Source organism: uncultured Sulfitobacter sp., from assembly GCF_947502895.1.
In the GTDB taxonomy this organism is placed as follows: domain Bacteria; phylum Pseudomonadota; class Alphaproteobacteria; order Rhodobacterales; family Rhodobacteraceae; genus Sulfitobacter.
Map to the genome: position 1 here is coordinate 707,350 of NZ_CANNBM010000002.1, position 11,431 is coordinate 718,780.

The 11,431-nt window shown below is 52.3% G+C and carries 14 protein-coding genes; 8 read left to right on the forward strand and 6 right to left on the reverse strand.

Translation table 11 applies throughout. From position 1 onward, the window contains the following. Nucleotides 1-59: 59 nt before the first annotated feature. On the forward strand, nucleotides 60-1,031 hold the full coding sequence (locus Q0903_RS11425) for a replication-relaxation family protein (protein WP_299415333.1): 972 nt from the start codon (nucleotides 60-62) through the stop codon (nucleotides 1,029-1,031). Between the two features lie 209 nt (nucleotides 1,032-1,240). On the opposite strand, the gene Q0903_RS11430 is transcribed toward Q0903_RS11425, so the two are convergent. From Q0903_RS11430 to Q0903_RS11445, 4 genes are all read right to left on the reverse strand, one after another. Continuing rightward, nucleotides 1,241-1,885 (reverse strand): hypothetical protein, encoded by a 645-nt coding sequence (locus Q0903_RS11430; RefSeq protein ID WP_299415336.1) that lies wholly within the window; start codon nucleotides 1,883-1,885, stop codon nucleotides 1,241-1,243. Further along, nucleotides 1,882-2,337 carry a hypothetical protein gene (locus Q0903_RS11435; RefSeq protein ID WP_299415337.1) on the reverse strand — a complete coding sequence of 152 codons (456 nt, stop codon included), beginning with the start codon at nucleotides 2,335-2,337 and terminating at the stop codon, nucleotides 1,882-1,884. The genes Q0903_RS11430 and Q0903_RS11435 overlap by 4 nt, the downstream gene beginning before the upstream one ends. Before the next feature lie 25 nt (nucleotides 2,338-2,362). Continuing rightward, entirely contained in the window at nucleotides 2,363-3,574 is a 1,212-nt protein-coding gene (locus tag Q0903_RS11440) for a hypothetical protein (RefSeq protein ID WP_299415339.1), read from the reverse strand. A 476-nt stretch (nucleotides 3,575-4,050) separates the two neighbouring features. Further along, on the reverse strand, nucleotides 4,051-5,760 hold the full coding sequence (locus Q0903_RS11445) for a TraM recognition domain-containing protein (protein ID WP_299415340.1): 1,710 nt from the start codon (nucleotides 5,758-5,760) through the stop codon (nucleotides 4,051-4,053). A gap of 89 nt (nucleotides 5,761-5,849) precedes the next feature. Here Q0903_RS11445 and Q0903_RS11450 point away from each other — a divergent pair, with 89 nt between their 5' ends. Beyond that, complete coding sequence (locus Q0903_RS11450; protein ID WP_299415343.1) at nucleotides 5,850-6,227, forward strand: hypothetical protein; 378 nt, start codon at nucleotides 5,850-5,852, stop codon at nucleotides 6,225-6,227. Between the two features lie 38 nt (nucleotides 6,228-6,265). On the opposite strand, the gene Q0903_RS11455 is transcribed toward Q0903_RS11450, so the two are convergent. Together Q0903_RS11455 and Q0903_RS11460 are read right to left on the reverse strand one after the other, a co-directional pair. Then, nucleotides 6,266-7,039: a hypothetical protein gene (locus Q0903_RS11455; protein ID WP_299415345.1), complete on the reverse strand. Its 774-nt coding sequence runs from the start codon at nucleotides 7,037-7,039 to the stop codon at nucleotides 6,266-6,268. Nucleotides 7,040-7,042: 3 nt separating this feature from the next. Continuing rightward, a complete protein-coding gene (locus tag Q0903_RS11460) occupies nucleotides 7,043-7,429 on the reverse strand; it encodes a hypothetical protein (protein ID WP_299415348.1) in 387 nt (128 codons plus the stop codon). A 302-nt stretch (nucleotides 7,430-7,731) separates the two neighbouring features. On the opposite strand from Q0903_RS11460, the gene Q0903_RS11465 reads away from it, so the two are divergent. From Q0903_RS11465 to Q0903_RS11490, 6 genes are all read left to right on the forward strand, one after another. Then, nucleotides 7,732-8,448 carry a hypothetical protein gene (locus Q0903_RS11465; RefSeq protein ID WP_299415350.1) on the forward strand — a complete coding sequence of 239 codons (717 nt, stop codon included), beginning with the start codon at nucleotides 7,732-7,734 and terminating at the stop codon, nucleotides 8,446-8,448. 140 nt (nucleotides 8,449-8,588) lie between these two features. Beyond that, a complete protein-coding gene (locus Q0903_RS11470; protein WP_299415353.1) occupies nucleotides 8,589-9,224 on the forward strand; it encodes a LuxR C-terminal-related transcriptional regulator in 636 nt (211 codons plus the stop codon). A 115-nt stretch (nucleotides 9,225-9,339) separates the two neighbouring features. Next, entirely contained in the window at nucleotides 9,340-9,657 is a 318-nt protein-coding gene (locus Q0903_RS11475; protein ID WP_299415355.1) for a DUF736 domain-containing protein, read from the forward strand. A 96-nt stretch (nucleotides 9,658-9,753) separates the two neighbouring features. Then, a complete protein-coding gene (locus Q0903_RS11480) occupies nucleotides 9,754-10,230 on the forward strand; it encodes a DUF3768 domain-containing protein (RefSeq protein ID WP_299415357.1) in 477 nt (158 codons plus the stop codon). Nucleotides 10,231-10,240: 10 nt separating this feature from the next. Beyond that, nucleotides 10,241-10,516, forward strand: coding sequence for a hypothetical protein (locus Q0903_RS11485; RefSeq protein WP_299415360.1), 276 nt, complete (start codon nucleotides 10,241-10,243; stop codon nucleotides 10,514-10,516). 93 nt (nucleotides 10,517-10,609) lie between these two features. Continuing rightward, nucleotides 10,610-11,383 carry a DUF3800 domain-containing protein gene (locus tag Q0903_RS11490; protein WP_299415363.1) on the forward strand — a complete coding sequence of 258 codons (774 nt, stop codon included), beginning with the start codon at nucleotides 10,610-10,612 and terminating at the stop codon, nucleotides 11,381-11,383. The last annotated feature ends 48 nt before the right edge of the window (nucleotides 11,384-11,431 follow it).

An 11,431-nucleotide genomic window follows, 5' to 3' on the forward strand; every position in this document is an offset into this window, starting at 1 on the left:
GCGCAGGGTTACCAACACCTGTGGGGCAACAGTGCATCTCCCTAGGGTACAATAATCTAATGACAACGAAGAAATCCCGGTTCAGGCGCAGCACATCATCAACCATTCAATTAACCGAGCGAGACATCACGATCTTCTTGGCATTGGAACAGCACCGCTTCCTGACGACAGATCACTTGCTTGCCCTCACGGATGGCACCAGTCGCCAAGGCATCACACGCCGCCTGCGCGAGCTTTATGATGCGAAATATGTCGACCGGCCCCGCGCCCAAATGATGGCCCTGTCCTATGCGGACAAACGCCCAATGGTTTACGCCTTGGGCAATGAGGGGGCCGCACTTCTTGCCAACCGGTTTCAGATGCCCCTGCCCGATGTTTACTGGACAGAGAAGAACCGCCGCGTGAAAGAAAAGTTCGTCGAACACACGCTTGGAATTTCAGACTTCATGGTGGCAATGGAAATTGCGTGCCGCACCTCAGGTAATACCCGCATCATCACCAAAGATGACATGCTCACTGCCGCCCCCGAGGCCACCCGCCGCAAGCGCCATCCGTTTCGCTGGCAGACACGCATCAACTGGAATGATCAATGGCATGAGCTCGCCATCGTGCCCGACATCATCTTTGGCCTGCACTACACGAACAAACCCGAAGGGAAGAACAAGGCATACTTCATGGTGGAGATTGATCGTGGCACCATGCCTATTACACGACGCGACATTGGGCAGAGCTCTTTTGCCCGCAAGCTGCATTCCTACGCGGACACCTTCGAGCGCAAGCTGCATCTCAAACAGTTTGGGATCAAGAATTTTCGAGTGTTGACCGTCACGACCTCCGACGAACGGGTGGAAACGATGAAAGCAGCGTTTCGGTCAGAGATTGCTGACAAAGCGCCAGCGGGGTTGTTCCTTTTCATGACCAAGGAACAGGTTCAGAAGAATGTTTTTGAATGGACTAACGGGGAAGACGGTGTCGTGCAGATCGGTAGGCTTAGCAGACGATTATCTTTTTGCAGCGGACGGCAGCTGTGAGCCCAATATCTCGGGTGCTGCACTTCGGATAGATGTTGACCTACCCCCCGAAGTTCTCTCATTCATGACGAGAGTTTGCGGGTTTGAATTTCATATTCTTGGTCGTTGATTTGAGCAAGAGCGTCGTGTCCGGAGCCCTCAATTTGCTCAAGTGCAAAGCGCGCTTCTGCGGGCGACGACAGAAAAGAAGAAATAATTGACGAGCTGATCTATGGTAAGTCGCAGACCAAAAACGCAAACGACGCTCGTGTCGAAACTGTTATCGGTTTAGCTGCACCCCCGTTGCAGGAGTATGACAATGTAAGGTGGAAAGGTGGTTTGGAGTTTGGAGGCAAATAGCACATGCCTGCCTCTGAAAGCGTTAGCTTACAATCAAATTTGCTCGGGCAGACGCTGTCTTCATTATCTAAGCAGTCAGTTCGCACTGCACATTCATATCGAACATAAGGCAGTGCATCACACGGCAACACATCGCGGTCTGAGCTGGAAACAACTGCTTGACTGATTTTCAGTCCAGGAGAATTTTTGATGCGTGCATCCTGCTGCATCTGCGACCGCAGAAGCGCAGCCGCGCGCTGCTTTTCAATGGCTTCACGAAGCTTCTCTTCGGCCTCGGCCTTCTTAACTGTTGTCGCGGCGATGGCTGTCCATTTGTTGAGTTTTTCGGCTTCGATTGCAAGCTCAGCCTCAACGAGGTGCTTTTGCCAATGCAATTTAGCAAGATCCGCGATGTTTTCCTGACAGATCAAGTCCTTTTCATCGCAAGAAAAAGGCTTTTGATCAAGAGCTACGACGTCAGCAAACGCGCATATTGGCGCGAATGCTAAACTCAGGATTGCAAGGGCGGCCTTCATTGCTCCATTTCCAAACTCCCGTCTTCACCAACAATTAAGGCAGGAAGAGTCAAAATGATCTGTTCGCCCGTATCTGGTCTGGAGACCCGCATCGAACGCGGCATGTCAGACGATGGCTCCATTTCCTGAAACACAATCACATCAGGCACAGAAAATGTTCCGCCGCCACATGGCACTGTCACACAAATAAACGGATTGATCGATACAGTCACGCAAGGACAACGTCTGGCCGCCGTTGTTTCTTTACTTACTAGCAGATCGAGTTGGGTTATATCTCCTGACGGATCGCGAAGAATTTCAACGTTCAAGCTATCGCTTCCGGCTACGTTAGAAGCAAGCGGGGCTTCCATTTGGTAGAGTGGCGCTTCATTGACTTTGAACTTTGGCCCGTCTGCAAGTGAGCTTGCAGCTCCGGCAAGGGATACTACGCAAGCAATACCAACGACCTTCATAACTATTGTTCCTTCTTTTGGCTCATCACATCAAACAATCTTCAAATTTCTCTTTCGACTGTGAATTAAGCAATAAATCTTGGGTAGGGAAACCAACTCCGATCGCTTCAAAGCCAATCGCCACTGGGCGCTCAAAAGTTTGGCGGAACTCAGCGCCGCGCGCGGTAAATCTATTGAATACGAGGCCTTCTCCAGCTTTGGCTTGAGCCAGGCTGCTTGTGACCGCCGTCTGAAGAGCTTCAGGGTTCACGATCGTCACAGGCGAGTTAGAAGTTCCGTCTGCCGCGTTTGGGAAGGTTCCATTTAGAACTATATTCGTCTGGATGGCGTCGGGCCCATCGCTGCCAACTGCTGTTTCATCCTTATCCTCTTTCGAAAGACTTTGCGCGGCGAGGGCCAGAATCTGAGCATTGCGGAAAGTGTATGTAATTGTTCGTGTTACGTAAACTTCCGTTAACACCAGAAATCGTTTGCAGCGATCAGGTATTGGAGTAAGGGAGTTCGATCCACCAGCTCCCACCAACTTGAGTCGCTGAGCTTCATTGAGGAGCTCTTGTCTAAGAGATTCGTTCACTGCTACGTGAAGATTGGTCACCGCACTATTCAGGTCAATTGCGCCCCCAAGCGTGTCTGTGGCTGCTGCTGTGTAGATTTCAAGCGCACCAGCATTTGCTGCAGTATAGCCTGTTAGCTTCGGGATGCCGTATTTGCGAACGTCATTGAAATTTAGAATGACCTGTGTCCGCTGTCCGGCACCTATTCCAATAGCGTGGAATAAACGAACAATACTAAACCCAAGGTTTGTTCCTGCATCCGCTGTCACCTCAGGAAATGCAACAATCGGTAGTGTCTCTACGTCTAGTTCGGCGCGGGTTCGAAATCTGCCACCGAAGAAGTCGGATTGGGTTGCAACCGTCCCGTTCGCAGCTGGCTTAACGCTAGTTCGCAGAAACGCTATGCGCGTTCCCATAAACTTCTCAGTGGCCTTAAGAAAAGTGTCGGATGCGCCAAAAAACAATTGAACTTTGTCATTTGGGTTTTTCCGCAACGACAACCCTCCGTCAGACTTGGGAATAGATTGAACGAAAACATCACCAACTTGCAACCACTCTTCAGGGGGGTATACAGGAGTAATACCAACGGTTCTGGCTGTGTTTTGATATTGCGCAACTATGTCCTTGTTTCCAGTTGGACCACAAGCTGCTAAAAACAGCAACGCAAGAAAAATCCGCAACATAAATCTATCTCCCTAATTGCAAACGTATTCTCTACTTGTGATTGATGCAAACGAATTTAAACTTGAAAAGTGATACGGCCATGACTGGTGTTGGCAATCGATAATTTTCTTGTCTGACTTCATATTTCAAGAGGCTTAAATTGACTCAGGTTCCCCTTGAGAGAACGGGCGTTCGAAATGCTACAGTGCCTGGTTCCGCGACAACCCCTCGACGGTGAGTTATTCCATGGCCTCCAAGAAGCCCAAATTCTGATCGCCAATGGCGTCTTCGGTACAACTCAATCAGGCAGGACAGCGCATTTAGCTATCGTATGCCCTCATCGGAAATGGGGTGAGTTCTAGACCCAGGATAAACTCATATTTATGGCGGACCACTCGTTGGATAAACACCACATATTGGCTGGGGCCGGTCATTGGTAACCAATGAGCCAAATATAGATAGGTCCGTATAGCGGAAGTCTGTCAAGCTGCCCACCTCACTCTAGAAAATCCACTTCCCGTGGCGGAGCACGCTTCGGCAAATCGGGCACTTCCTTTTCGGTTTGATCGAGCCCAACCAGATAAGGGTTTTCTTGAACTAACCGTTCCAGAAACGAGTTGAACACGGATGATGAAACAACCTCATCTGGCGCATCCAACGCACGAAACTTCATATTGATCCGACCACCAATGCTGATCACGCCGTATTGCGTCGGCAGGCTCGCAAGATCATCGGCCAGCACAAAGATCTGCTCCTCAATTGGCCAGGTGCCCGAGGCGCGATCCTCAATCACTGGCATCAAGGTCTGCGACTTTGAGGTGGTCTTGGCATTACCCTGTGCCCGAGATTGCACATCACTGGAGGATTGCGAGGTCATCTGCCCCAGCTCTGTTGGCGACATCAGCATGCCTGCATCTGGCGTCAGGCTTATTGCACTGCCAGCCACGCTGTTTTGCCCTGTTCCACTGACCGAGCTTTCGGACAGTGATTGCCCTTCAAGATAGCCGATTGAATACCCAACGACCGTGGGTTTGGTCAGCACGTCTTTGACCCGCGTGGGATCAATCATGCCGCCTCGATACATCAATCGCACCAGATAGGCTGCATCATCGGGCTCTTTTATCGAGAACACCGCCTTCACTTCCGCCTCATTGATCACAGTCGAGAACACCCGCTCCCCTGCGTCCCTAAGCTGACCCAAATTTTGATGCGCCAGCACCAAATGCAGCCCATACTTGCGGCACTCCTCGAACATTTCCGAGACGTTGCTGCCCGAGAGATAGCGATGCGCTTCATCAAGATAGAGGAAATAGGGTCGCGTGTTGTCGCGCAGCTTGGATTGCCCAAACAGGCTGGATATCAACAAGAGCCCAAACAACTGCGCGACATCCTTGTCAAAGATCTCCGTGTCTTTCAGATCAAACAGCAAGATCTCGCCACGATCCATTGAGGCGCGCAGATCTATCGCCGTCTCCACTTGAGAAAACGTGGCCCCGATCACCGGATTGGCCATCAGTGTGAACAAGCGTCTTGAAACCGAGGAGACATATTCCAGAAAGTCATTGTCCTTGTAGCGCGTCAGTAGCGCCCATTGCTCTTTGGCCAACCTGTTTTGCAACTGATCCATCAAAGGCTGCACATCGGGTCGGTAGCGCGGGTTCAAAAGCAGCGGATAGTCCGCAAGTGTCAGCCCTGCTTCCGCAAGTGTCATAAGCAAGAGCACCAGCACCTCATGGGTGCGGGGCTGGTGTCGCAATTCCTCTTCGCTAAAGAGCCTGCCAATCGCATCCGCCACCCGCGTGGCCGTGGCATGTGCATGGCGGACATCACTGATCGCAAGTGGGTTAAACGCGACTGTGCTCTCCCCTCTCCCGATCTGGAAGTATCGCACCTTACGGTGTTTCAGAAGGCGCGGCCTGTTTGCCAACCATTTCAAAATATCTTGGCACTGAGTGCCGTGCGGATCGATCAAACAAAGCCCCCGCCCCTCACGGATATCTTGTTGGATCAAGGTGCGCATGAACCGGCTTTTGCCAGAACCATTTGAACCAACGATATGCATGTGGCGTTGACGGGCTTTTTCTGGAGCAACAATATCAGGCGTCTCGATCACCTGGCCTATGCCGTTCATCACATCTTCAGCGACCGTACCCAGCACCAGTTCCAATTGGCCAAATTTGCTCTTTTGCGGTATGATTTGAGACATCACGGCATCTCCCAAAGAGGGTCTTGTGGCCAGAACGGAGCCTGATCATCGATCCGGTTCCGTCTGTTCATGACACAAGGGAGCTTACCATGACTGTTCTTTCTCCAACCCGTTCCAAAGACAAAGCAAAAGGCTTTGCCCCGTCCGGACGCTACAGCTACATCCATCTGTTGTTGCAATTTGCAGCCGACTGGAAAGTCGATTTGCCATGGGTGCGGTCTCGCATCACAGGATTGCGCAGCAGCACAGATTTTGCGCATCTGATGCGCGACATCATCACCGCTGATCAAGGCCGTGCACGATGGGCGGCCCATCCTAACGCCCGCGCTATTCTGTGGGACATTATGAAAGTGCTTGATGAAGCCTGGACGGCAGTTTTGCACCACGCGCCAGACCGGCAACAATTGACCTTGGAGTATCTCGCAGATGCGTTGCAAAGTCTGAAGGATCAGACCCGCACCGCATGAGCGTACAAAAGGCCCCGTGATTTGATCACAGGGCCTTTTCATATGGGGCTGGCCCGCGTCTCCAAGAGCTCGATGGCTTCTTGTTTCTCTGCCTCTGTCAGATCCTCATTGCTGCTGATCCGCGCAATGGCTGCATCAAGGTCATTGTCAAACTGACGCCGCGAGCGGATATGGGCCACGACATCGTCAGCAATCCGGCTTGGCTCGTCGCGCAAGTCTGGGATTTGCTCGATCACTTCAGGGGCCACAACAACAGGCACAGCTTCCCCGCGCATCACTCTACGCGTGCGCCGCGTGCGGTATTGCACCTCTTTGGCAAAATCGAAGAAATGATAATCCAGCGGTGTTTTTTCTACGACCGCCCCCGACACAACGGGGACGTAATAATAGGTGTCATCGGCAAGCCCCACATCGCGGAACAAACTATCCATATCGCTTGTGCACTCCAAGCCTGTTGAGTGGATGCAAGAGCCCCGCATTTCCAATTCATCTATCGAGCCACCGCCGTGTCCGGTGACGCGGTAGATATCGAGACGCCCATCACCAGGCAGGTCAACCATCCAAGCCAATAGAACCTCACCGTCCATGAGGCGCGCTTCAAAACTACGGATATCGGGAGCGGTGACCAGATCCTTTCCTGACTTGGCAATGGCGAGCTTGCTATTGTAACTTTGCCGCATGGTGAAATCGATCACAGCCGCCACAAGAAAGACGGGGATGATCACATAGAGCATCAAGAACCCTACTGCGATCACACCCAAGACACTGGCCCCGATCACAGCCAGCTTCAGATTCACCTCTGCATCGGTCACAGGTCAAATCTCGATAGCAATGTCATCATCAGTCGTTTGCAGCGCTGACAATCTCGCCTCGAGCACTTGCTTGAGTGTCGACGCTACTTCTTTGGCTTCAGTAATTTGCATCTCACGCCCTTCTGGCAAAGATGTTCGGATATTCTTGCTGAAGGTCTTGGTCTTTTTGGCCCAAGAATAGAACATCTCCATAGAGACTTCACGGCGGTGATTGTCGGTAATTGTGATTTCACCAAGCGGGTACAATTTCCATTCCTTGGAGGTCGCCATCGATTTGAGCGCGTCAAATTCGTCATCCGTTAGATGGATCTCTGTCCGCGCCAGATAGACAGGCTTTTTGAATACCAAGCCGGTGCGCTCTTCGCGTTTATCGGTCACTTCAAATCTCATGTCTTATGCCCTTTTGTGTTTTGCATTCAGGACAGCATCAAACAGGCGCGACTTTTGCGGAACCGACAGGTGTGGGGATGAATTGACCGCGCAAATTTCATAATTGATTTGAGAGACATTTCGCGCCAAGGTTGTGAACACCACCTTCGATCCAATTTTGAACTGATACTATGGCCCTTAAAGACGCTACTTCCGGCTCCCCAAGGCCAAGTAACTTGCCACCCGAAGGTTTAAGCTTTTGGGAGCTCTTTGACTATTTCTGGGCCCGAGGTTTGGGCAACGCCCCACATCCAGACGGCACCTTGATTCCGTGGACAGCGACTGCGTTGGAGTTGGCCTTTGACGGCACGCCTGACAAACGCTCGATTGAGAATTGGCAAAGCCAAAGCAACATGCCCTCCCCTGAAAACATCCGTAAACTCAGCTGGGCCATTGCGGGAGATGATGAGCACGCACGGCGCAGCTGGTATGAAGCTTTGATCGGAGCGCGGCTTCATGCGCGGCGCGTCGAGCAGGCCCGCATGAAATCAGCGCCAGAAATGCATCTGGCAAGCTTGAGTGAAACCATAGCTCAAAGCTCAAAACCGACCACCAATCTCAAATGGATCTTTGGGGCGATTGCAGCAGTTGGGCTCGTCGGTTTTGGATGGGTGACTTGGAACGCAAACGTACCGCCCGCGATCACGGATATGCGCATTTGTGACACCCACTATTTTGATGCCGAGATCAAAGACTGCACCCAGCATGTCTCGGTCTTTGTGCACGGCGTCGACGAGGTCTTCCTCAGCTTTGACTTTAACGGCGTGCCCGATGGCACTCCGTTTGAGCGGTGGTGGATTTTGAACGGTGAGCGCGTGGCAGGGCGTAGCAGCTTCAATGATGACGCATGGCCTGGCTACACGTATTGGCGTCCTGGCGTGCTCGACGTTGGTCAATATGTGGTCAGGATTGTAGTGAATGGCGAGGTTTTCACCCAAGCCTTCTTTGTACAACCCGATGGCGCGTTCTCCGGCAACTGAAACTTTCCCATTATTATCAATAGTTAATCTTGAAAATTTCGGCGAGGCTTCGGTTGCACCGTTAGACCACCCCTTCCCTCTTGCTGATTGTGAACTCCAGAGTGTGGGAGCCCCCATACCTTTTACGGATGGAGGATCACATGGCATCACAGGCAGCCCGACACCACACAGAGACCAATCAATTCAAATCAAGGGACGCGCAGGACGGCGACTTTTTACTGGCCGAGAAGTTCAACCTCGCAGTGGCCCTTGTCGATATGCACGCGAATGTTCACAGGCTTGCATCCGAGACGGAGAAGATTGTGCAGGCCCATCCCGCCTTGATCAATTCAACCAAGCGCCTTGGCCTTTTGTCTCACAAACAATCTGGGCTGTTTCGCGTGGCCTTGCGCGCTGTCCTCTCAGGTCAGGACGCAATGACATTGCGTGCAGACGATGGTTGCATGGGAGCGCCTCTTGCCTTGCAGGTATCCCCTTGGCGTTGCGACCGCATCTGTCTCGTCAGCTTTCAGCCGCTTGCCCCGCGCCGCATTGATCTGTCGCATCTCTCCAACCCGTTTGATCTCACTGCCCGCCAATTGCATCTGTTGGAGCTGTTCACAGAAGGTCTGTCCCTGGCAGAGATTGCCCAATCGCTCGGCTTGCGGCCGCAGACCATCCGCGAGGCATTTTGCGAGCTCTACGGGCGCTTCGAGCTGCGCAATCAACTGGAACTGCTCTCAGCCCTCAACGCACCAGCATTGACCCAAACATCCCGTGAGCTGCCTCTCGCTTGAGGCTGGGCAGCAATGCCACAGGGTTTTGCCCTATTCGCGCGATCTGCGCACCCGTGGTAGGATGAGACAAGCCGATCATTCCGGTTTTCCCATCACAATCAAAAGGAGACGCATCATGCCCGCAATCGGTCACGTGACGCGCAAGCCCGACGGCACTTATGAAGGGCGTCTGGCAACAATGACAATTCGTCAAAATATCCAGTTCGTCAAAAAGCAAAAATCAACCGAGGCCCAGCCCGACTATCTGGTCATGGCAAGTGAAGTTGAAATCGGAGCCGCATGGTGGCGCAAATCACTGAGTGGCAATGACTACCTCAGCGTTTCACTTGCCGCCCCTGAATTTGGCAATCGCACGCTCTACGCTAATCTTGGCCGCGCTGCAGGGTCGCAAAATGAAGACGACTTTGCCCTCATTTGGAACCCACAAGACTGACCATTGGGACGCGCAGGACATCAAGTCTTGCGCGTTTTTCCTCCCCCGTTGGATGCGCCCGAACCCTTCGGACGTGCCCCGCGAGAGAGGAAGACCATGACCAAACCTTTAGATGAAACCAACCAAGCACAGACAGACGGCCAGCAGGGGCGAGATGCCTCGCTGGGAGCAACTGACCCAAAAGGAGGAACAGGCCAGAAAGAAGAAGCGGCGCAACCGCTGTCAGCCGCCAGTATCAAAAAAACCATTGCCGGTCAGAACGACAGGTTTCGGGCGCTTGATCCGGCCATTCCAGGTCGGGTCTTGGTGACCTCTGGCGTGCAGCAACTGTTTGAAGATAAAAACAGTGGCGGTCTTGGTGCCCTGATGGAGGCGATCAAATCCTTTGACGCCTTCAACACCGACAATGATCCACACGGCGAGCATGACTTTGGCAGTCTGACCTTTGAGGGCGAACGCCTGTTTTGGAAAATTGATCTCTATGACCTCAATTTCCAATACGGATCTGAAGAGCCCACCAACTTAGATACAACGCGGCGGGTACTGACCATCATGCTGCCCCAAGAATACTAGGGGCGCTCGGATGCATATCACCATCATCTGGCAAGGACGCGAGATCCAGGTTACCTACATCCCAAACTGGTGTGCAGGTATCGCCCAACATCTTGAGCTGCGCTCAATCCGTCCTCTGCCTGTTACTGAAACAGGATACAGGTCGCATTTCCTGCCAGCAGGCGAAGAAATGACCCAAGAGGCGCTCGAGCAATTCGTCCGCGACTGGCTTGATGCAGCCGCCCAAGTCAAAGACTGGCAAGCTCGCGAAGAACGCAGCCGCCAAGGCGATCTCTTCGATCTCTAACACCATGGAAAACAACAGGGCCTTCCCTCTCGAGGGGAGGTTTTTTTATTGGCGGGGCTTTTCTGGAGAAGACCAAGCGACTACATCCCGACCATGGCATATTTCTACTTAGACGATAGCAAACATCACCCACATGGCTTTTCCCTCGCGGCTTTCGCGATCTGTGACGAAGACCCACATGACGAACTGGAAGCGCTCTTTGCCAAGTGTGGCTTTGATCTCACGACGTATGAATACAAATCCTCCACAACAATGAGCGACAATCCAAATTTGCAACGCCTGCGCGACACCCTGAGAGGTTTTGTAAGATCCAAGTGTAAGATCGCGGTCTGCGTCGTTGATGGAGACAAGAACATCGGCCCCGCGTCCCTAGCGCTTTTAAAGAAAGCCACATTGCACCCGACCTTAAGAGAGCAGCGCCATCAGGTGTTCTTTGATGAGGGTTTGTTTTCGTCTGAGCAGGCAGCGATTAGGACCGCCGCAGAGATTGGCGGCCTAGACGATTGCGCGATACACTTCGAACAAGACTCACGGCGCGTCTCGGGCATCCAGATTGCTGATCTGATAGCTCACACCTGCGGAACGATGCTTGTTGATGCACTCGGACGTATCTCAAAAACGATCGTTGTCGATGAACCGAACGACAGTGTTTACCATGGTTTGGAAATTGAATTGGGGTTCGAGATGTGGGCAGGCATACGCTACGCGTTTCTGAGCGTGGGCAACGGTGGAGACATCGACGACGAAGACTTTGCCGTTGTACTGGTCGAGCCGTATGGTTTGTATGTTGATTCAAGTGCATCTTCTGAGGTTACTGAAGCCGCCCACAATCGCTTCGGGTCAATGTATCTCGGCTGCATCCATTAAGTGATCAATTGTCCGGCACTTACTACGATTAACTGCCCAAAGCGGACA